The organism is Blastocatellia bacterium (genome assembly GCA_016713405.1).
In the GTDB taxonomy this organism is placed as follows: Bacteria; Acidobacteriota; Blastocatellia; order Chloracidobacteriales; family JADJPF01; genus JADJPF01.
Window position 1 is genome coordinate 20208 of sequence record JADJPF010000009.1, and the last position, 20914, is coordinate 41121.

The 20914-nt window shown below is 34.9% G+C and carries 20 protein-coding genes and 1 pseudogene; 13 read left to right on the top strand and 8 right to left on the bottom strand.

Annotated elements, in window-relative coordinates; translation table 11 throughout:
* Positions 1-33 precede the first annotated feature (33 nt).
* The 5 genes from gatA (at position 34) to IPK14_13190 (ending at position 5094) form a co-directional block, all read left to right on the top strand.
* Positions 34-1491, top strand: coding sequence for an Asp-tRNA(Asn)/Glu-tRNA(Gln) amidotransferase subunit GatA (gatA, locus tag IPK14_13170; GenBank protein ID MBK7994326.1), 1458 nt, complete (start codon positions 34-36; stop codon positions 1489-1491).
* Between the two features lie 27 nt (positions 1492-1518).
* On the top strand, positions 1519-3636 hold the full coding sequence (locus IPK14_13175; protein ID MBK7994327.1) for a hypothetical protein: 2118 nt from the start codon (positions 1519-1521) through the stop codon (positions 3634-3636).
* Between the two features lie 92 nt (positions 3637-3728).
* Positions 3729-4022 carry a EutN/CcmL family microcompartment protein gene (locus IPK14_13180; protein ID MBK7994328.1) on the top strand — a complete coding sequence of 98 codons (294 nt, stop codon included), beginning with the start codon at positions 3729-3731 and terminating at the stop codon, positions 4020-4022.
* Positions 4022-4318 (top strand): EutN/CcmL family microcompartment protein, encoded by a 297-nt coding sequence (locus IPK14_13185; GenBank protein ID MBK7994329.1) that lies wholly within the window; start codon positions 4022-4024, stop codon positions 4316-4318. Before IPK14_13180 ends, IPK14_13185 begins: the two co-directional genes overlap by 1 nt.
* Positions 4318-5094 (top strand): hypothetical protein, encoded by a 777-nt coding sequence (locus tag IPK14_13190; GenBank protein MBK7994330.1) that lies wholly within the window; start codon positions 4318-4320, stop codon positions 5092-5094. The genes IPK14_13185 and IPK14_13190 overlap by 1 nt, the downstream gene beginning before the upstream one ends.
* Here the strand turns inward: IPK14_13190 and IPK14_13195 are convergent.
* The 7 genes from IPK14_13195 to IPK14_13225 form a co-directional block, all read right to left on the bottom strand.
* Positions 5091-5726: a hypothetical protein gene (locus IPK14_13195; protein MBK7994331.1), complete on the bottom strand. Its 636-nt coding sequence runs from the start codon at positions 5724-5726 to the stop codon at positions 5091-5093. The two genes, IPK14_13190 and IPK14_13195, sit on opposite strands and share 4 nt — an antisense overlap.
* Positions 5727-5759: 33 nt before the next feature.
* Positions 5760-6287, bottom strand: a complete 528-nt coding sequence (locus IPK14_13200) for a hypothetical protein (GenBank protein ID MBK7994332.1) — start codon at positions 6285-6287, stop codon at positions 5760-5762.
* A 53-nt stretch (positions 6288-6340) separates the two neighbouring features.
* On the bottom strand, positions 6341-6760 hold the full coding sequence (locus IPK14_13205; protein ID MBK7994333.1) for a hypothetical protein: 420 nt from the start codon (positions 6758-6760) through the stop codon (positions 6341-6343).
* 151 nt (positions 6761-6911) lie between these two features.
* Complete coding sequence (locus IPK14_13210) at positions 6912-7259, bottom strand: FKBP-type peptidyl-prolyl cis-trans isomerase (protein ID MBK7994334.1); 348 nt, start codon at positions 7257-7259, stop codon at positions 6912-6914.
* 30 nt (positions 7260-7289) lie between these two features.
* Positions 7290-7850, bottom strand: a complete 561-nt coding sequence (locus IPK14_13215; protein ID MBK7994335.1) for an FKBP-type peptidyl-prolyl cis-trans isomerase — start codon at positions 7848-7850, stop codon at positions 7290-7292.
* A gap of 143 nt (positions 7851-7993) precedes the next feature.
* A complete protein-coding gene (locus IPK14_13220; protein ID MBK7994336.1) occupies positions 7994-9835 on the bottom strand; it encodes a protein kinase in 1842 nt (613 codons plus the stop codon).
* 153 nt (positions 9836-9988) lie between these two features.
* The gene (locus IPK14_13225; GenBank protein MBK7994337.1) at positions 9989-11437 is read right to left on the bottom strand and encodes a phospholipid carrier-dependent glycosyltransferase; all 1449 of its coding nucleotides are present in this window, start codon (positions 11435-11437) and stop codon (positions 9989-9991) included.
* Between the two features lie 107 nt (positions 11438-11544).
* Here IPK14_13225 and IPK14_13230 point away from each other — a divergent pair, with 107 nt between their 5' ends.
* Positions 11545-12732 (top strand): DUF4163 domain-containing protein, encoded by a 1188-nt coding sequence (locus tag IPK14_13230; protein ID MBK7994338.1) that lies wholly within the window; start codon positions 11545-11547, stop codon positions 12730-12732.
* A 108-nt stretch (positions 12733-12840) separates the two neighbouring features.
* Here the strand turns inward: IPK14_13230 and IPK14_13235 are convergent, their stop codons facing one another.
* The gene (locus IPK14_13235; GenBank protein MBK7994339.1) at positions 12841-13221 is read right to left on the bottom strand and encodes a PilZ domain-containing protein; all 381 of its coding nucleotides are present in this window, start codon (positions 13219-13221) and stop codon (positions 12841-12843) included.
* 102 nt (positions 13222-13323) lie between these two features.
* On the opposite strand from IPK14_13235, the gene IPK14_13240 reads away from it, so the two are divergent.
* From IPK14_13240 to IPK14_13270, 7 genes and pseudogenes are all read left to right on the top strand, one after another.
* Complete coding sequence (locus IPK14_13240) at positions 13324-14112, top strand: serine/threonine protein kinase (protein MBK7994340.1); 789 nt, start codon at positions 13324-13326, stop codon at positions 14110-14112.
* A gap of 11 nt (positions 14113-14123) precedes the next feature.
* Complete coding sequence (locus IPK14_13245) at positions 14124-15080, top strand: formylglycine-generating enzyme family protein (GenBank protein ID MBK7994341.1); 957 nt, start codon at positions 14124-14126, stop codon at positions 15078-15080.
* A 1-nt stretch (position 15081) separates the two neighbouring features.
* Entirely contained in the window at positions 15082-16041 is a 960-nt protein-coding gene (locus tag IPK14_13250) for a hypothetical protein (protein MBK7994342.1), read from the top strand.
* Between the two features lie 34 nt (positions 16042-16075).
* Positions 16076-17098, top strand: coding sequence for an isoaspartyl peptidase/L-asparaginase (locus tag IPK14_13255; GenBank protein ID MBK7994343.1), 1023 nt, complete (start codon positions 16076-16078; stop codon positions 17096-17098).
* A gap of 384 nt (positions 17099-17482) precedes the next feature.
* Positions 17483-18813: pseudogene (locus IPK14_13260) on the top strand (RRXRR domain-containing protein).
* The gene (locus IPK14_13265; protein ID MBK7994344.1) at positions 18810-20381 is read left to right on the top strand and encodes a protein kinase; all 1572 of its coding nucleotides are present in this window, start codon (positions 18810-18812) and stop codon (positions 20379-20381) included. Before IPK14_13260 ends, IPK14_13265 begins: the two are co-directional and overlap by 4 nt.
* A 67-nt stretch (positions 20382-20448) precedes the next feature.
* A complete protein-coding gene (locus IPK14_13270) occupies positions 20449-20853 on the top strand; it encodes a hypothetical protein (GenBank protein MBK7994345.1) in 405 nt (134 codons plus the stop codon).
* Positions 20854-20914: the final 61 nt, after the last annotated feature.

A 20914-nucleotide genomic window follows, 5' to 3' on the forward strand; every position in this document is an offset into this window, starting at 1 on the left:
AGACCTTTAGGGCTGGGATTTAAGGAGCAAGTTGTGGAGATTGTTGGCTTAACAATAGAGAAACTACATAAAGCACTAAAAAATAAAGAATTTACAGTTACAGAACTTTGCCAAACTACCTTTGAACGAATTGAAAAAATTAACCCAAAATTAAATGCTTTTTTAACCCTTAACCAAGAAAAAGCCTTGGCAAAAGCAAAACACCTTGACCAAGAACTATCAGAGAATCAAGAATTATCACCACTTTTTGGGGTTACTATTGCAGTAAAAGATAATATCTGTACTGAGGGACTACGTACTACTTGCGGTTCTAAAATTTTAGAAAACTTTATTCCTCCTTACTCTGCAACTGTTATTGAAAGATTAAATAATGCAGGAGCAATTATAGTTGGTAAAACTAATTGTGATGAATTTGCAATGGGATCATCAAATGAAAATTCTGCTTATGGCCCAGTCCATAACCCATGGGATTTGTCTTGTGTTCCAGGTGGCTCTAGCGGGGGTTCTGCTGCTGCTACAGCCGCAAATTTATGTTTAGCTGCGCTAGGGTCTGATACTGGTGGGTCAGTACGCGAACCAGCTTCTTTTTGTGGTATTTTTGGCCTAAAGCCAACTTATGGAAGAGTTTCCCGTTATGGACTTGTTGCTTTTGGTTCTTCTTTAGACCAAATTGGTCAGTTTGGTAAAACTACATCAGATGTAGCTAGGCTTTTACAAGTAGTCTCAGGACATGACCATCATGATGCTACTTCTTCAAATAATCCTTCACAAAATTACTTGTCTGCACTTACCACAAATATCAAAGGTTTACGCATAGGAATCCCTAAAGAAGCTTTTGGATCAGGCTTAAATCCAGATGTTAGAATAGCAGTTGAAACAGCAATTAAGAATTTTCAAGACCTAGGTGCAACTACTGTGGACATCACACTGCCACATTCTGAATATGCTGTTGCTGATTATTATATTATTGCTACGGCTGAGGCTAGTGCTAACCTTGCTCGCTTTGATGGGGTACGTTATGGCTTTCGTGCTGAGGGAGCAAAAACTTTATCTGATATGTATCGTCAAACTCGTGACCTAGGATTTGGTGATGAAGTAAAACGACGAATAATGCTTGGAACTTATGTTTTATCTTCGGGATACTATGATGCTTATTACTTGAAAGCTCAAAAGGTAAGAAATTTGATAGAAAGAGATTTTCGTAATGCTTTTTCTTACTGTGATATAATGCTAATGCCTACGGCCCCAGTACCAGCTTTTAAGTTAGGAGAAAAAACATCTGATCCACTGGAGATGTACTTAGCTGATATTTACACGGTAACATTAAACTTAGCAGGTGTTCCAGGAATTAGCATTCCTTGTGGGTTTTCTTCTACGGGTTTACCTATAGGATGTCAATTAGTTGCACCTCATTTTGAGGAACTTAGGTTGTTGCAGGCTGCTAATGCCTATGAACAGGCTTATCCAAACAATAAACAACCTGAAATTTAAGGGATAAAATTAATATTTGGAGTTTTTATGGATAGAATGACTCTGGCGGAAAAGTTAGATTATACTCATCGTCGTCTGCTCTCAGCTACAGATCCAGAGCAAGAAATGGCTGTTTGGAACGAATTTCTTGTTCCTTTAGGACGTGGGGAAACCTTTGCAGAAATGGTAAGGTACTTTACTACTCGCCTAGATGATGTAATTGGTAAACTCCGACAAATTACGGCACAAAACAAACCTCCTGGTTATTTATCCCGCTTAGAAATTCCTCAAATTTGGAACGCTCTAGCCTGGACTTTAATTGAAAGAAAACTTCCTGAAATTGGACGAGATTTATTGATTGCACTCTATGAATTTCAGCTAAATCAGCAAGGAGATATGAGGCGAAGATTTTATAAGGGCTTTAGTTTGCAAAATTTAGGTTGGGCTAATTATTTATTAGGTGATGAATCATCCGCTCGTAAAGTTGTTCGCCTAGCTTTAATTGAAGAAGTTTTTAATACCCTAGAAATGGATGTTGCTAATCAATTAAGAATAGTTTCTTCTAATCCTGCCTATTTAATGCTTAGGCAAACTCTAAAATGTAGCACTATTGAGCTAAATAATTTTGTTAGTTTTGCTCGTGAATATGCCCGTCGTTATCCAGAAAGATGCGCCTATCCAGAAGATTGCCAAATTAATTATTTACGTACATTGAAAAATGGAATAGCTATTAATTCTGTTAATGAACTACATCATATTAGTAATTTTAATTATGTTTATTTTTCAATGTTGCTAGATATTCTACGTCGTATTTCAACTGTAGAAACTATTGAAGCTTGTTTAGCTGACATTTCCACTTATTTATTTAGTACAGTAGATAAATTTACTATTTGTGATGAAGCCGTTCCATCTAATAGTTTTAGCTTAATGGTTCGTAGTAGGCTATCTACTGATCCAGTGATTGCAAACTTAGGAAATTACTTAGCAGTAGAATGGCGTTATTGGAACAGAGAATTAAAAGTAGAGGATTTAATTGGTTTAGCAGGTAAGTTAAAATTAACAGGGATAACTACGCTAGTTTTATTTATATGTGATAGTGAAAATAGCTCAAATTTATTTGACTCAATTAAGTTAAAAACAACTATACAAAGGCTTTATCATCAAGAAAAAATAAATTTAATTATCTTAAAACAAAATGATTTATTAGAAATTGAGCGACGAAATACAAATCTTTTAGCATTAATCAAATTACGTTTAGATACTTTAAGTTTTTCTCAACTAGAAGAAACTGATAAACGGTTGCCAGAAGCTAGAATGGAAGTTCCACCTATGATAGAAATGCGCCCACAACCTTTGTCAGCAATCATTAACCAAAATCAGATGTCGCCAATGTCGTCTTATCAAGCACCACCAATGATGCCACAAAATCAAATGGGGCAAATGCCACCACAAATGCCGCCACAAATGCCACCGCCAATGATGCAAAATCAAATGGGACAAATGCCGCCACAAATGCCACCACAAATGATGCAAAATCAGATGGGACAAATACCGCCACAAATGGTGCCGCCAATGATGCAAAATCAAATGGGACAAATGCCGCCACAAATGCCACCACAAATGATGCAAAATCAAATGGGGCAAATGCCACCACAAATGATGATGCAAAATCAGATGGGGCAAATGCCGCCACAAATGCCGCCGCCAATGCCGCCGCCAATGATGCAAAATCAAATGGGGCAAATGCCGCCACAAATGATGCCACAAAATATTGGGCCAAGAGACGGATCTAATCTTTCTGCATCATCAAATAAAGCACCTCGGTTAGTAATTCGTAGCACTTCTACATCTAAAATTGTTGATAATGTTAAAGTTAGTTCTTATAAACCTATGGTTATAAAGCCATCATTTGAAATAAAACCATCATTTGACAAACCTTCTTTTTCTGTTAAATCTTCTTTTGAATCTACTAGTGCAGATAAGTCTGTAGAAGTACAAATCCTTAAACCCTGTACAAATTGCCAGAATCAAACATCCCTAAGTTGTAAAGTTTGCCAAAAAGCTTTTTGTAATGTGCATATAGATGTTTCTTCATTAAAATGTCAAAGTTGTGCTAACCCAGAAAAAAAGGAAAAAGAGTCGGATAATGTAGATAAATTAGAATAAAAACAGGTTCTTGCCTATGCTAGGTTGTAGAAAAAATGTATTTTCTATTAGAATTGAGCGATTTTGATTAAACTGCTAATAAATTAAATGACATGAGACTTGCAAGAGTTATTGGTAATGTAGTAGCAACAATAAAAAATCCAGAATTAATAGGACAAAGATTGTTAATAATTCAACCTCTTGATGGAGATGGAACGCCTGCTGGCAAGCCAATGATCGCGCTAGATTGTGTTGGAAGTGGGGCAGGGGAATTAGTTTTTTGGTGTCGAGGTAAAGAGTCATCTTTTCCTTTTATGCCTGATGAAATCCCTACAGATTGCACTATTACAGGGATTGTTGATAGAGTAAATATTGATTTACCAGAACCAAAGGTTGTTAAACCATAATGATATTAGCAAAAGTTGTTGGAAATGTAGTAGCAACACAAAAGGCTAGCGAGCTAACTGGCGGACGAATTATGTTAGTGCAACCGCTGGACTTAGAAGGTAACTTAAAGGGTCAATCCTTTATGGCTTTGGATGCAGTTGATTCTGGCACAGGCGACATAGTTATAGTGATACAAGAAGGATGGTCGGCTTCTACGGCTACAACGGGTCGGGAAGGTTATGCCATTGATTCTGCTATTATTTGTGTTGTAGATACAATTGAGCCAGTAGAAGCACAAAATTTGGAGGTTAAATAATGCCAAACGAGGATTTAATTAGGCGAATGGCCGACGAGTTAACACGTAAACTACTAAAAAATAATAACCCTCAACGTGCTTTTATTATTTTTGGTGAAGAATCTAGTGAACTACTACGTAGTAAAGTATTAAAGTTTCTTCCAAATGAAGAAATTATTGAAAATAATGTAGTTAAAGAAAAAATAGCTGCTTTGTCTAGTGCTAAAGCTATTATAATAATTGGGCCAAGTATTGATTTAGTCTCAAAAGTTACTTTACTACAAACGGATTGTCCTACTTCAGCATTAGTTGTAAAAGCATTATTTGATAATAAGAGAGTAATTATTTTAGCTAGCGGGCCATTAGCAGAAGTAGAAAGTTTAAGGCCAGGCTTAAGACGTGCTGTAGAAGATTTGCGGTGTAAATTAATAGAAATGGGTATAGAGTTTACGGACTTAGCGGATCTAACACAAATTCTTGATAGTCCAATAGATTCAACAGCTTCTAAACCAAAAGAAAATATAACTAATCAAAACCTAACCCAAATACAACAAGAATCTATACCATCAATATTAAACCCTATAATGGCACAACTAAATCAAGGAGCAGCTTCTTATCCCTTACCTGTAATTGTGTATTCACAGCCTCCAATACAACATTTACACCCTTCGCAAATTAGAATTAATCCTGTAAATGAGTTAGGCGAGTTTGTAGATTTTCTTCAAACCAAACAATGTACAATGGAAAAAGGAAAACCCTGTGATAGCTGCGATATTTGCAATACAGTAGGGTTTTAATCCTTAAATAATAAGTAACCTATCAATGCCGTTAAAACAACAAAGCCAATTATTGCAGTAATAAAAAATTGCTGAAATGATTGCTGTAGTTGCTGCATTTGTGATTGTAGATTGCGAACATCCATCTTTAAGGTTTCTGATTCATTATTCCAGCGTGCTAAATGACCAGAAGCTTGTTTTTGCATTTCTTGTTGTTGCTGGCTTGCAGTTGTTAAAGCTTCTTGTGCTGTATTAGCTGTAGTACGAAGTTCTGTAGCAGTATTATGGATTGTTGTTACTGTAGCAGTTACTTCGGCTAAAGTACGCTCAAAAGTAATTCTTTGCTCAGTGCTAGTAGCTACTAATTTTTCAACTTCTTTATCTAAACGATCTCCTAAATTTAACAGTTCTTTTTCTGCTTTTTCCATTTTGGCAGAAAAGTCAGAAGCTAAAAGCTCTTGAACTTCTTCATGATTTTGCAAACGATCTTCAATACGTCGGAAAGTTTCTCGATTAGTTATAGCCTCATCGACATTTTTAATAGCTTCTTTAGTGCGATTAAACGCACGTTGAAAAAAACCAGGTTTTGATGCTTGTTCCTGGCTGTCTAACTCAGAGCTTTCTGTTAGTAATTTAGGTTTATTATCATCCATGTTAATTATAAGTTTATACCTAAGCTTTAAAGATTATTTATTAAATTCTATAGTTTTGGCCCATTCAAGCCATTCTTTTTCAAATGATTCTAAATCTTTTTTTACTATTTCTTCTAGTGTTTTAATTCCATTAGGATCTAGGGTTTGCTGTTGCTTAAAGCGTTGATAAAAAGGTTTTAGTAAGTCGTGTTTTTGCAAGTAGTAACATAAATATCGGGCTTGCGCATAATTATAACCATTAGGGTCATCATAAAACTCTGCTTCTGTTTTGCTAAGAAGAGTTCTTAAACTAACAGTAGAATTGCTATCAATAGCTTTTTTTAGAATTGCATAACGCCAGTTATTTAAGCCAACTATTGAACCTTCCTCAATACGACTTTGTTCATAAAGCGAAGCAAAACCCTCATTAAACCAAGTTGAAACACCAGGAAAATCAGCATCAAGAATTGAATGAACCATTTCATGTACTAAAGTACCACTACCAGTAGAAAAGTTAATTAATATTGCTCTTTCTGCTGAACGATAATAGCCATAGGGGGTTGTCGGGTCTTCATCAAACAATTTACGGCTATAAAAATTATAGTCAGATTGGTTCTTAAAAATATAAATAGTTGTTAAATAAACAGGAGAAATGGAACAAAATCCCTATAAAAAGAATTATAACTAGAACGAATGATATTTTCTTTTACTTCTTGAAGCCGAGTTGCTTTGATATTAGAAACAATAATAAATGGCCCAAAACCAGTTACAGCAAAACCTTTGCCTAGCTCTTTATGAGCCTCAGAAAGTTGCTTTTTCATATCAGGATTAACCCAATTAGGCGTATGTGCTTCTAAGGGTTCAACGGCAAGACTAAGACGTTGATTAGGTCTTTGTAAGGAAGGTTTGAGACGAACACCTTTAGGGGGAAGTTTAACTTCGGTTTCTCTGCGATTATTAGGATTTGCACAAGCAAAACAATTAAAAATTATTATGGCAATAAGACACCAACGCCAGCTAAAGAAAGATTTTTTTTCTGTAGATGTTTGGTGCATAAAGTTACCTACTCTTGAACTTTTAATATTAATATTCAAATTTGATAACTCTTCGATTATAACACTGCTAATCAATAGACGCGAAGTAGATATATTTTTTACTAGCCAAGAAAATAAAAGAAAATAGAAATTTTCTTGGCTAGCATATTAGCTATTTGACTCCTAGGAGTTCTACTTCAAAAACCAATGTAGCATTAGGAGGAATAATTCCACCTGCTCCACGTGCGCCATAACCAATTTGTGGAGGAATGGTTAACTTACGTTTTCCACCAACCTTCATTGTCATTACGCCTTCATCCCAACCTTTAATTACCATTCCTACACCAATCTGAAATTGAAAAGGTTGACCACGATCTACAGAGCTATCAAATTTTTTCCATCTGTTAGCCAGCCCGTATAATGTACAGAAACGGTTTGAGCAAATTGGGGAGGCCCCACTTCCTACTACTAAATCAACATATTGCAACCCAGATGGAGTTGTAACAGTTTCATTTCCCATTAGATAGACACTCCTTTCAAATTAAGTAGACTACTTTGCTTCTAATAATTCAACATCAAAAACTAGTACTGCATTAGGTGGAATAACTGGGGGTGAGCCTGAAGCCCCATAACCAAGCGATGCAGGAATAATTAGTTTGCGTTTTCCACCAACTTTCATGCTTAATAAACCTTCATCCCAGCCATCAATCACTCTACGCATTCCAAGAGGAAATTGTATTGGAGTACTACCAATTGAGCTATCAAATTGTTTTCCATCTATTAACCAGCCGGTATAGTGTACAGAGACAGTTTGACCCTTTTTAGGTTGTGGCCCTTTGCCTTCTGCTAAATCAATGTATTTTAACCCAGAATCCGTAGTTTTAACTTGTTGTTCCGCAGTGGGTTTTACTCCGGGACATTCTGCTGGGATATCTGCACAATTAGGTGTTGTAGTCGCAGGTGTTGCAGAAGCAACAGGAGAAGCTGTTGGGCTAGCTGCCGGGCTAGCTGCTGGGCTAGCTGGACTTGGATTAGTAGTAGTGTTGTTATTTTCACATGCTATAGAAAATAACAGCACTATTAGAACTATGATTAATTTACGACTTTGCATTAATTATTTAACCTTTCTACAAGCCCTAAATCTAAAGACTTAGGACACAATTATTTAACCCTTTTCAGGTCTTAGAATTTAAGATCCTATTTTAAGTTACTATGTATTTATACTAATTTAATATTTTATAAAACTTATAAAGACTAAAAACCTTCTTTTAACTCTGGCATAGCATCCGTAACACGGATTTCACTTAAACTAGAAGTCTTTCCGCCGCTAATTTGTCTAGTAGCTAAAAGTGTTGCAAGTACCTGATAAGTCTTAGCATTACAACATGGAGAACGTGCTAGTAATTCATTAATAGTAATACCGGGCTGTGCCAGCATATCCCAAATTTTTTGTGCCAAATCTTCCGTTTCCTGATCGCGCCAGCTTATTTGCAATGCACGACGCTTAAAATTAGTTAAAAGACTAGGGAATTTTAAGACAAAACGACTAAGTAAAGTTTTTAGCCCTAAAGCATCTTTAAGTAATTTTTTGCCTGTTTCACTAATTGGAATTAGCTCTTCAAGTTCGCTTGGAAGTAAGCATTGTCGAAAGAGAAAACAACCTTCTAATGGCATTTGAAATAGCTGGTAAAAAGCTTCACTACCACTACGTACACCTAAACGTACATGAGTAATATTACCTTGATCAAAGTATATACTTGCAAAAGCTCTAACATCAGATAAATCTATATCAGTTTCTGGTGCAAATTCTGTGTTATGAAGGGTTAATAAACCGGTTTCTTGTAGCCCAATTAATAAATGGATGGTTGATGCTAAATCAAACCAACTTAAATGTCCTTGAACATGTTTATTACTTAAAAAGCCTGATTTGCCTGGAGTTTTTATTATTTTAGGTGCTTCTATACCGCTAACTACTGTAGGTTGTTCTGTTATAGGAAGATCATTAATGTTTTCACTAGAACTAGAAGCATTTGCAACACTTCGGCGTGCAAAAGACCCAATGTTTTCACCCGTAAGTAAAATAGCTGCTTCTAGTTCTTTATCTGTAGCTTGAACAAATAGTTCTTTAAATTCTTGTTCTGTAACGGCTTTGCTTGCAGCATCTAGTTCTTGAGCAAAAGTTAGTGCTGAAGCAGGACGGGATCGAGGATCTTTTTCTAGTGCATGCATTACAACGGCATTAATTAATTTTGGTATTTCTGGACGAATTTCATGAATTGGACGCGCCTTTTCATTAAGTTGTTTAAGTAAAACAATAATTGGAGACGGCCCATCAAATGGAAGTTCACCTGTAAGTAATTGATAAAGCATTATTCCTAGACTATAAATATCTGCACGAGCGTCTACAGGTTGACCAGAACATTGTTCAGGAGAGATATAAAAGGGAGTTCCAACTACAGCACCACTACCAGTAATTTCTCCTGCTGCTTCATCTGTAAATTTCAAGTCATAAACTTTAGCAATACCAAAATCTAAAACTTTAGCTGCTTCTTGTCCGTCTTCTTGATGAAGATAAATATTTTCTGGTTTTAAGTCTCGATGAATTATGCCTCTAGTGTGTGCTATGGCTACAGCGGGACAGATTTGTTGCATTAAATGGTTAGCTTCTTCTATAGAGAAATGATGGCGGGATTTTAATCTTTCATATAAAGATTGCCCTACTAATAACTCCATAACTACATAAACTAGACGATCAACAGTAATACCAAAATCTAATACAGCAACAGCATTTGGATGGCGAACCTTCATTGCTGCATAAGCTTCACGGCGAAATCTCTCTATTGCTACACCATCATTAGTTAATGCACGGTGCATAATTTTTATTGCAACAGGTGATTGAAGTTGTAGATGTGTAGCTCGATAAACTGTACCTGTCCCACCTTCAGCAATTTTATAGTCTATAGAGTATTTATTATCAATAATTTGTTCTAGTAAATTATCACGCTCTAGCGGGGGATCTATGAGTGGTTGTCCATCATAGACACAAAAAAACATTATGTTTTCATAAGTTCGTTGGCAAACGGGACAAGTTTTCATGAATGTTTTTGATTATTCTCCATAAGGAAAAAGGTCAGCCTTAATTTATCGCATGGTTAAAGAGAACTTAAAAGCCATACTTGCTTAGTTTTTCCAGCAACTTATAGACAGAATAGTTAAAAATAAACTGGTTTTTCTACTAGTTAAAGATTCTTAAATCCAAGAGGGGAGCCACATTCTAAGAAAAAATCCTCTTGGAGATATAGGTAAACCTAAATAAACAGGCAAAAAGAAAAGAAAAGATATGCTAATTATCAAAATAATAAAAATACTTAAGTTAACAGCCATTTTTTGTTTGCTTGCAAGCAAATAATCAGTCAACCAAGCTAGAGCTAAAAAGCTAAAAATAGAGGCAGGCATATAATGATAAAGAAAAGTAAAACGACTAACACCAGCCCAACTAAATAAATTAGCACTGTAGCTAATTATTAAATAAAGTGGGACAAAAAAGTTTATTGCTAAGTATTTTTTATCTGCTAGCTTTATCAAGCCTTTAAGTAAAAACCAGAATTGCTCACATAACACAAAAGCCAAAGCAAAGAGCGCGATAATTGCAAACCAATAAAGTAAAGGGTTTCCCATAGCGTGAATATCATAGACTAACTTTACTTCATTTAATGGTAATGGAGTTTTGCGATTTGGTATAATTTCGCTAGGATTTTTAGTTGTTTCATAAAAATAACAAACAGGTCTAATCATCATAGGCCAACTATACCAGGCAGAAGTGTAAGGATGTTCTTGTGGGCGGTTAGCATAGGATTTATGAAAGTTATAGATTTGAGTTTCTACCTCTTTAATTGTTCCTGGATTTTGTTTTAAGTGAGGTTGCCATGCTAAAAAGTAAGTAGCATAAATAATTAAAGGTAAAAAGATTGCTAATTGATAAAACTTTATTTGCTCAATTTGTTCTGTAGGTGATAAAGCTAAATTATTGTCTGAGTATGTTTTAGTAAAAATTAAGTTTTCTAAAAATAGCCTTTTATTTATGTAAGCAACTAACCAAAAACCATAAAGTGCTGCAATAAAGCTTAAACCACTCCATTTAACTGAAATTGTTGCACCTAGAAAGACCCCTGTAAAAAATAAATATACCCATTGACGTAAGCCTTGTTTTTGAAGTGAGATTAAAAAAAATAAATGTCCTAGTAAGCCAAAAAATAATAAATAGGTGTTTAATAGTGCATGACGTGATTCTACAAGTAAAAGCCCATCTAAAGTTGCAAACAGCCCTGCAAGAAGTGAATATTGTCGACGGCCTGTTAATTTATAGGCAATTGCCATTAAAAGCACTGGAATAAAAGAACCAACTAGCGCGTTAACCCAACGATAACCAACAGGGTTAAACCCTAAAACCCAAATACCAAAAGCAATAAAATATTTTCCTAACGGAGGGTGTGCATCAAAAACATGTATATTATTTAAGTAATTATTTGCAAAATTAGCAAAATGTACTTCATCAAAAACTAAGACATCAAAACGTGCTAGCCCCCAAAAACGTAGGCAAGTAGAGAAAATTACTATACTTGCTACTGCAAGCCTATACCAATTTTGCTCAGTAAATAGATTTTTGACGTGAAAGAAAATTTTATATAATAAACTCATTTTACAGTTCTGTTAAAAAAAACAAATACATTAGTTTGGCTAAGAATGCAATTATAGCTTGCTAAATTATTGTAGTAGTAGGCTAGTAATTTTAAGGTATAAAATTAATGAGTAAAACTAAATTATTATCTATAGTATTAATCTTTACAGTTAGTTTTTGTCTATTTTCTTGCAAAAATAGCAAAAATAACACATCCTCAAATGTTCCAAATAATCCAACACAACCAAGCGAGGAACTATCAAAGCCTAACAAAGCTAGCGTTACTGCACCAAGAACATTTAATAAAATATTAGTTGGTAAAGTTGATAAATATAATATATTTGCCCAGTTACAGAGAAATGAAAAAGAGCTATATGGAACTTATCGTTATGAAAGCAATAAAGCTCAAATAGTTAGTGCTGTTAGCCCTAGTATACTTTCATTAAGTGGCAATGTAGAAGATGATGGTAGTTTTGCTTTAACAGAAACAGAATTTGTTCCTATGGAAAGTGGGCCAGTAAATAAAGAAACAGGTAAATTTACAGGTAAACTCCTAGCAGAAGAAAGAGATGGGCGCACATCAGTAAAACTCAATGGAAACTGGACAAAAGCTGATGGAAGCCGGACTTTTAACTTTTTTCTTTATGAAAAAACTTTTTTTCTAGGTGAAAAAGTACAAATAATAGATAAAGAAATAAAAGAAGAAGATAAGTCTAAAAAGTATAGTTTTAATTTTAGCTATCCACAAATTCAAGGATCAAATCAGCCCAATATAGAAAAATTTAACCAACAATTATCAGAAAAAGTCCAAAAAATTTACCAGGAATTTAAAGAAAATACTTCAGAAAATGAAACTGATCCTGCTTTTGCTGATTCAGAAACAGGTAGCTATTATGATGGTTATTACATTGTAGAATTTGCTAACAAAGATTTAATTAGCGTTGTATTTTATTCTGGAAGTTACTATTTAGGAGCAGCACACCCAAACACTTCCGTTATGGCTTTTAACTTTAACTTAAATACAGGTCAGGAAATAAAGTTAGAAGATTTGTTTTTAAAAAATTCTAATTACTTAGAAAAAATTGACAAAATCTGTTCTTCATTAACTAAAAATACTGATACAGGTTTTTTCTTTGACACCTCTCCACCTAGGGAAAATATTTGGTGTTGGAATATTACTGAAAGAGGAATTTACCTACATTTTGGCATAGCTCATGTTTATGGAGATGTTGGAACTATATCTATTCCTTACAATGAATTAAAGGATGTAATTGATTTGGCCGGGCCAATGTCTAGCATTATTAGTTATAAATAAATTAATTAGAAAACATAGAATTAAAGTATGTTTTTCTTAACAGTAAGTTGCCTTGTTTTTGAGATGTTAACCCAAGAACAAGGCAGCTAAGAAACTTATTATAAAAACTTAAATTCCACCAATAGAAGTTAAATAACTTTCATATAATTCTAAATCTTGACTAGACATTTCCTTAATGTAAACTCCTACACTCCAGTTAATTTGGTCTTCTGCTGGACGATACCACACGGCAAACCCTTCAATATGAACTGTTCCAACAGGTAGATCAATTTCTATGTCTAGTCGGTTCTTAAAAGCAACTGTATGATCTTTAATGATATTTAATGAATCGCTTTCAATTGTAGTAGTTTGAATGTGCATCCCTTGTAAGCTTAAATCTACTACTTTACCTGCAATGTTTCGAGAACGGTTTCCTTCATCGTCTGCATCAACAATTGTTAACCTAACAGGCAGTCCTGCTTCTGGAGGAGTTTTAGTATTATCACTCATAGATTTTATATATAAACTTAAAAGTTGTATACCCTGTCTTTATTGTGTATGTTATGCTATTGGTTTTAATCTATCACAACAATTTTATCAACTAAAGAGGTTATGCTAAAGCTAACTCCAGGAGACTTGATTGGCCCTTATACTTTGGTAAAAAAGCTTGGAGGTGGACAATTTAGCGATGTTTGGTTAGCTGAACGTCGTGGTAGATTTGCCACCACTCAAGTAGCACTAAAAATCATTCGAGAAGAATTTCAAGACCAAAACGAAATTGCTAGAGAATCTCAACTCTGGGCCCAATTAGGTACTCATCCAAATATCTTACCAATAATTGAGGCTGATATTTATAATGATGTCCCTGTAATAGTTACTGAGTATGTACCAGATGGCTCATTAGATGATTGGTTGCAAAAACATAAAGGATTAGCCCCAACCATAGAATCTGCTCTGTCAATGGCATTAGGTATTGTTATAGGTCTTGCTCATTTACATAGCAAAAATATAGTTCATAGAGACTTAAAACCTGCAAATATAATGTTGGCTGGTGAGATTCCACGTTTAACAGATTTTGGAGTTTCACGCCAATTAACTTCAGAAAATACACATAGCATTGCTGGTACGCCTGCTTATATGGCACCAGAAATGTTTGATGGTAAACGTAGTCCACAAGTTGATATTTGGTCAATGGGTGTTCTGCTATACAAAATGCTATGTGGGAAATTACCTTTTCCTCAAAATGGGGTAGCTTTAATTTATGCTGTTTCGATGACTGAACCTGACCCAATGCCTAAAACCATCCCCATCCTGTTACGTCAGATTGTGATTAAAGCCTTAAGTAAAGATCCGGGTAATCGGTATACTTCTGGTGCAGAAATGAAAGTAGCTTGGAAGTAGCACAAAAGGAAATGCTAAAGTCTGAGTTGCAACTTAATGTATCATCATCAACTGTGCCTAATAAAACGCTCTTAAAACCAGTTATTTGGGTTTCAACACCTAATAAGAAAGAAATTCGCTCTGGAGCGTTTAAGAGTTTACCTAATTTTAGCGATTTTCCTTTTGAAACTGTGCTTTTAGATAAAACCGGTATGATTGCGGCACGTTATAGCCGGACAACTCGCTATTTTAAAGAAAATTTAACTGAAACAGTAAAATTGGAAATGGTAGAAATTCCACCAGGAACTTTTTTAATGGGGTCAGATAAATTTGTAGATTCAGATAGTCAAGCAACTGAAGAACCACGCCATGCAGTTAAAATTCCTATTTTTTATATGAGTAAATACTTAATTACTCAAGCTCAATGGGTGGCAATAATGCAGGACAATCCATCTTGTTTTCAAGTAGATGGAAACTTAAATCTACCTGTAGAACAAGTATCTTGGTTTGATGTAGGCGAATTTTGCCAACGCTTATCAATAAAAACAGGTAGGTATTATCATTTACCTAGTGAAGCACAATGGGAATATGCTGCAAGGGCTGGAACAACATCCACTTTTGCTTTTGGCGAAACTATTACAAGCGAAATTGTAAATTTTAATGCTAATTTTTCGCTAGGAGTTGCTCCAAAGGGTATTTACCGAAAACATACTAGTACAGTAGGCCAGTTAGCTTTTGCTAACGCTTTTGGACTCTATGATTGTCATGGAAATCTTTGGGAATGGTGCCAAGATATCTATCATAGAGATTATCAAGGTGCGCCCGCCAATGAGCAAGCCTGGGAACAAGGCGGAGATCCTTTAAGACGAGTCTTAAGAGGAGGAGCCTGGATTAGTTCTGGGCTAATGTGTCGGTCTGCTTTTCGGGAATGTAGCATTCCAGATAAAGCTAGCAACACTATAGGTTTTCGTATTGTAGTTAGTTTATAAGATGGTAAATAAGCTTTGGTATATGAATGCTGACTTTGAAATGGAGTTAGCTAACTCACCTAATAAAAAATATTTTTGTAGCAATATTGTTGCTCAAATTAACCAAAAACTTGCTCCGCATCTACTTTGGTTAGCTCAAAAAGGGGATGCTCTAATACTAGCTGAACCTTGGTCAAGTGAAGTTAAAGAATTTGCTAGAAAACAAGAAGTAGAACTAGTTTTTCCTACTAGCAAAACAAAATATCCAGAAAAATTTTTCACTCCTTGGGGTTGGACAACAAGCGCAATCTCTGTTGGAGAAAAATTTGGTGCTATTGTTAATAAAGTTGACTTAGAGTTAATTTCTAGAGTTAACTCTAAACTTTTTAGCTTTCAGCTAGAAAAAGAATGGAATATTTTACTACCTACAGCAGCCATTGTTAGTAACTTTGAAGAGTTAGAAAAGATAATAAAAACTATTAAAGGTAAGTGGGTAATTAAAAGCCCAATGGGTGTAGCAGCACGTGAAAGAGTTTTGGGAAATGGCCCTATTTTAACCCAAGGGGCTAGAGTTTGGATAGAACGTAAGTTTCAGCAAAAAGAGCAGTTAATTTTTCAACCCTGGCTAGAAGTTAGTCGTGAATATGGCATAGCAATGTATATTTTACCTAATGGAGAAATTGATTTTGTGGGTGTAAGCGATTTACAAACCAATGGTGCTGGAACAGGAATTGGATATTTACTAGGTCGTCAAATCCCTTCTAATAGGCTTATGGAATTAAAAAATATTGCTCAACAAGTAGGAAAACGATTGTTTCAAGAAGGCTACACGGGCCCAGCCGGAATTGATGCTTTAGAACATAGCGGCGGACTTCATCCACTGTTAGAAATTAATGCTCGTTATACAATGGGTTTTGTTGCTATTGCAGTAGAAAAGGCTAAAGCTGTAACTACGCCAACACTTTGGCAATCAAAAACATAAACTAAAAATTCTGTTTTTAACTAGGAGTTTAATAATGCTTAAAAGAATATCACTATATTTGTTAATAACTTTAATATTAGCTTTTTTAATATCTGAAACACCTACTTATTCTAATGCTGAGCAACCTTTTAGGCTTGCAATTCACGGCGGAGCAGGGGTTATTTTAAGAGAAAATCTTTCTGCTGAAGATGAAAAAGCCTACCATGAAAAATTATCAGAAGCTTTGCAAGCAGGTCATCAAGTGCTAAAAAACGGTGGTAAAAGCCTGGATGCTGTAGAAACTGCAATAAAAATCTTAGAAGATTCTCCACTTTTTAACGCTGGTAAAGGTGCAGTTTTTACTAGCGAAGGTACTATAGAGCTAGATGCTGCTATTATGGATGGCGCAAGCTTAGCAGCAGGTTCTGTTGCAGGCACAAAACATATAAAAAATCCAATCTCACTAGCTCGTATGGTTATGGAAAAATCTCCTCATGTAATGATGGTTGGAAATGGAGCAGAAAAGTTTGCTCAAAAACAAGGCATGACGCTAGTTGACCAAAAATACTTTTTTACTAAACGTCGTTTTGAACAACTTCAAAAAGAAAAAGCTAAGGAATCTAAAAAAACTTCTTTTCTTAAAACACAACTCCATGATGAAAATAAATTTGGTACTGTAGGCGCGGTAGCTTTAGATAAAACAGGTAATTTAGCTGCTGGTACTTCTACAGGAGGAACTACTAATAAAAAATTTGGCCGTGTTGGAGATGCTCCAATTATTGGTGCTGGTACTTATGCCAATAATCAAACTTGCGCCGTGTCTGCTACAGGTCACGGAGAATATTTTATTCGTGCGGTTGTAGCTTATGATATTTCTGCTTTGATGCAATATCAAAAATTATCTCTAAAAGATGCGTCAGATAAAGTAGTAATGGATAAACTAGTCAAGTTTGGTGGTGCTGGTGGAGTTATTTGTATTGATAAAGATGGAAATATTGCTATGCCTTTTAATACACCTGGAATGTATCGAGGCTCAATAGATGAAAATGGTAAAATTACTACTAGTATTTTTAGATAGCTTAATTAAGATAAAGAATAATCTGCTAGTGTTCTTAAGTTAAAGCGATAACAGAAAATTAAACTCTCTAAATAAGATGTCAAAATTTTTAGAAAAAAGTTTCATTTCTGAGGAAGTAGAATAGAAAAAGCAGTCACTTACCAACGGCTAAAGCCGTTGGCTTGTTTGTGTGAAGCAAACGAGTCCGAGTGACCAGACCAAGTTCTTTAAGAGCTACGTTAGCAAAAGAGTAAAAGAACACACCTTGGAATGCGAGCCAGTTGCAAGCTATGTAACTGCTAAGTTAAACAACTGCAAGGGTATAGTGGTAGTGCTTAGTAGATATGCTGATTGCTAACATTGTCGAGGCAAAAATAACCCTAGAAATAGGAGGTAAACTTTACTATTCAAAAAGTATTTGTATTAGACACAACAGGAAAACAGCTAGATATGTGTCATCCCGGTCAAGCTCGTAGGTTGTTGAAAGCAGGGCTGGCGGCTGTATACAAGCGTTTTCCTTTCACCATCATACTTAAAAAAGAAGTTGTAGACCCCCAACTACAAACTTATCAGCTAAAGCTAGACCCAGGTAGCAAAACAACGGGACTAGCTTTAGTTAATCAAGAAACAGGAGAAGTAGTATTTGCTGCTGAAATTGAGCATAGAGGAGAAACTATTAAGTCTAGTTTAGATAGTCGTCGTGGAGTTCGTAGTAATAGACGAAATAGAAAAACACGCTATCGCAAGCCTAAGTTTAATAATAGAACAAGGGCTAAAGGTTGGCTTGCTCCTTCCATATTAAGTAGAGTAGCTAATGTAGAAACTTGGGTAAGAAGACTTATCAAGCTATGTCCAATTAAGGGAATAAGTTTAGAGCTAGTAAAATTTGATACACAATTAATGCAAAGTGCTGAAATAAAAGGAGTTGAATATCAACAAGGTAGTTTAGCTGGATATGAATTGCGCGAGTATCTTTTAGAAAAATACAAACGTAAATGTGCCTATTGTGGAAAAGAGAACACAGCCTTGCAGATAGAACATATAGTGCCAAAAAGTAGAGGTGGAAGTAATAGAGTAACAAACCTAACAATAGCTTGTGAAAAGTGCAATATAAAGGAAGGCAATAAAACTGCTACAGAGTTTGGATATCACAAGTACAGGCACAAGCCAAAGTACCATTAAAAGATGCAGCAGCAGTAAACAGCACAAGATGGGAAATACTCAATAGATTAAAAGAATTTCAATTGCCAATAGAGATAGGTAGTGGTGGTTTAACTAAGTTTAACCGTAGTAGCCAAAAGTTAGCCAAAGCACATTGGATAGATGCAGCTTGTGTTGGTAGTAGCACTCCACAGCTAAAAGTAGACAAAATAACAGTATTAGAGATAAAAGCAACAGGACATGGAAGTAGGCAAATGTGCTTAATGGACAAATTTGGCTTTCCTAGAACTAAAGCTAAAGCAGGTAAGAAATTCTTTGGCTTTGCTACTGGTGATATGGTAAAGGCTGTTGTTACTAAGGGAAAGAAAGTTGGTACTTATACTGGCAAAGTTTCTGTTAGGGCTTCTGGTTCTTTCAATATCTCTACTAGCAAAACCACTATCCAAGGTATTAGCCATAAATACTGTAAACTTATCTTTTCTTGTGACGGTTATTCTTATTCTTACTTAACACAATACAAGACCGCAATTCCTCCCACGTCTAAAGACGTGGGTTTCCTTGCGAGGGCTTTATGAATATTGACAAAATAGATCCTATTGTTGGTAGAACACTAGGAGATTTTCTAGTAAAAGAAAAACTAGGGGAAGGTGGTTTTGGTGCTGTTTATAAAGCTACTCAACTAACCTTAGAGCGAGAAGCAGTAATAAAAGTACTACATACTAGGCATAGAACAAATAAAAGTGTTATAAAGCGTTTTAAGCGAGAGGCCCGCTTAGCTTCAAGTTTGGAGCATCCATATTGCGCACATATTTATTCATTTGGGGCAGAAAGCGATGGATTACTTTGGATTGCAATGGAAATGGTTGCTGGGACTCCACTAAATGAAATACTTAAGTCTCAAGGCTCACTTTCTTTAGAAAAATTTGTACCACTGTTAGATAAAATTTGTGAAGTGGTTCATACAGCACATGAAGCAGGAATTATTCATCGGGACTTAAAACCTGCCAACGTTATGATTATTTCTCGTGCTGGTCGTTTACTCCCCAAACTTTTAGATTTTGGTATTGCTAAAGACTTGCATCAAAACTCTCCTGAAGAAAAAATTGGTTTTATTGATAAAAGCCCTAAATATAGAGATTCTAAAGAAACTAATAAAATTAACAGTCAAAAAACTATTACAAATGATCATTTTGTAGTTAAAACTGATGCTTTGAATGATAAAAATACTGTTGTTGATAATGATAATTTAATAGATCAAGAAACTATCATTAAAAGTAATGGTTTAAGAAATCAAGAAACTATAATTGAAAATAATAATTTAATAGATCAAGAAACTACTATTAGTAATGAGAATATAGATATAGAAGATTTCTTAAAATTAGGACAAATAGCTAATAATAAAAAGCCAGTAATAGAGCTTAAAATAAATAAAAATAGTATAAATATAGAAACACTTAAAACACATGGAGTTATAGGTACTCCATCTTACATGCCCCCAGAACAATGGGAAAATGGAGCAAATGCTGATGCTAGAAGTGATATTTATTCTTTAGGAATTTTGGCTTATCAAGCCATTACTGGCACAGTTCCTTTTAAGGAAAAAGGTTTTGAACTTTATGGAGCGCATCTTTCTAAACCTGTTCCTCCTCTTAAGAGTTCTTTTCCTAGTAAACTTAATGATGTTTTACAAAAAGCCTTATCTAAAAGAGTAGAAGATCGCTATCAAACAGCTTTAGAATTTGCAAAGAATTTTCATCAAGCAGCAAACTTTGATGAAGAGAAAGCTAATTTGCCTCAATTTGATGAGATAGTAAAAGAAAATTTATTAACTAATGCACCAAAGCCAATAGCAGAAAGTGTTGCAAGCCTTCTAGCTTCCCACAATGCTTATAAATTCAAAGATAGAGTTTTATTAGTTTTTCGCGTTTTAATTCGCTATATAGGTATATTATCTATAGCTAGTTATACTAGTATCGCTGATAAGATACAAAATAATGAGTTAATAAATAAATCAATAAGTGCTTTATATCAAGAAACACTAAATGAAGCACAATGGATAGAACTTTCTAGAGAATTATGCCGCTCATTTGCTAAAAAGAGAGATGCTTTGCTGTTGCTGAACTTGTATCACTTTTTTTGCTAATAATGATTCTTCTAGTTCTATAAGTGAGATATTTGCTAGCCTTTTGCAATTACAAGAAAAAATAACAATGGCTGTTTCATTAAAGGAAGAAAGCTTAGTAGAATTACTTGAGCAATTCCTCTTTAAGCTTACTATATTACTAAAAGAAGTAAGTTGGATATGTGATTACCATTTGGTACTGCCAAAAGACAATCAAGCAACTAAATGGATGGGTATAGCAAAGCATCTTAGCATAGTACCTGTAAAAAGTAGTAATTTAGCTAATGAAAAAGCTATGTTAATAGATGTAAATGGGTATTTTGTCCTTTCACTATGGCCGTTAGTAGAAATAGTAGAACCAAGTTTAGGAGCAGTAAAAGAAGTTTTTTTACTAGATGGAAAAGGAAGAAATGGAGCAAAACTAATTAGTTTTCCTCAAGCTTTTGAAATAGAGAGACAATCGGCTTTTGATTGGATAAAAGAACATTTCTAGAGAGGATGAAAAGTTTAAAGAGGATTCACTCCTTGAAAAATCACCTTATCTAGGTTTAGCT

Bases quoted from the DNA above. Each gene is read 5' to 3' on its own strand.
- IPK14_13175 (MBK7994327.1), top strand. From the start codon at position 1,519: ATGGATAGAATGACTCTGGCGGAAAAGTTAGATTATACTCATCGTCGT.
- IPK14_13180 (MBK7994328.1), top strand. From the start codon at position 3,729: ATGAGACTTGCAAGAGTTATTGGTAATGTAGTAGCAACAATAAAAAAT.
- IPK14_13185 (MBK7994329.1), top strand. From the start codon at position 4,022: ATGATATTAGCAAAAGTTGTTGGAAATGTAGTAGCAACACAAAAGGCT.
- IPK14_13190 (MBK7994330.1), top strand. From the start codon at position 4,318: ATGCCAAACGAGGATTTAATTAGGCGAATGGCCGACGAGTTAACACGT.
- IPK14_13195 (MBK7994331.1), bottom strand. From the start codon at position 5,726: ATGGATGATAATAAACCTAAATTACTAACAGAAAGCTCTGAGTTAGAC.
- IPK14_13205 (MBK7994333.1), bottom strand. From the start codon at position 6,760: ATGCACCAAACATCTACAGAAAAAAAATCTTTCTTTAGCTGGCGTTGG.
- IPK14_13210 (MBK7994334.1), bottom strand. From the start codon at position 7,259: ATGGGAAATGAAACTGTTACAACTCCATCTGGGTTGCAATATGTTGAT.
- IPK14_13215 (MBK7994335.1), bottom strand. From the start codon at position 7,850: ATGCAAAGTCGTAAATTAATCATAGTTCTAATAGTGCTGTTATTTTCT.
- IPK14_13220 (MBK7994336.1), bottom strand. From the start codon at position 9,835: ATGAAAACTTGTCCCGTTTGCCAACGAACTTATGAAAACATAATGTTT.
- IPK14_13225 (MBK7994337.1), bottom strand. From the start codon at position 11,437: ATGAGTTTATTATATAAAATTTTCTTTCACGTCAAAAATCTATTTACT.
- IPK14_13230 (MBK7994338.1), top strand. From the start codon at position 11,545: ATGAGTAAAACTAAATTATTATCTATAGTATTAATCTTTACAGTTAGT.
- IPK14_13235 (MBK7994339.1), bottom strand. From the start codon at position 13,221: ATGAGTGATAATACTAAAACTCCTCCAGAAGCAGGACTGCCTGTTAGG.
- IPK14_13240 (MBK7994340.1), top strand. From the start codon at position 13,324: ATGCTAAAGCTAACTCCAGGAGACTTGATTGGCCCTTATACTTTGGTA.
- IPK14_13245 (MBK7994341.1), top strand. From the start codon at position 14,124: ATGCTAAAGTCTGAGTTGCAACTTAATGTATCATCATCAACTGTGCCT.
- IPK14_13250 (MBK7994342.1), top strand. From the start codon at position 15,082: ATGGTAAATAAGCTTTGGTATATGAATGCTGACTTTGAAATGGAGTTA.
- IPK14_13255 (MBK7994343.1), top strand. From the start codon at position 16,076: ATGCTTAAAAGAATATCACTATATTTGTTAATAACTTTAATATTAGCT.
- IPK14_13265 (MBK7994344.1), top strand. From the start codon at position 18,810: ATGAATATTGACAAAATAGATCCTATTGTTGGTAGAACACTAGGAGAT.
- IPK14_13270 (MBK7994345.1), top strand. From the start codon at position 20,449: ATGGCTGTTTCATTAAAGGAAGAAAGCTTAGTAGAATTACTTGAGCAA.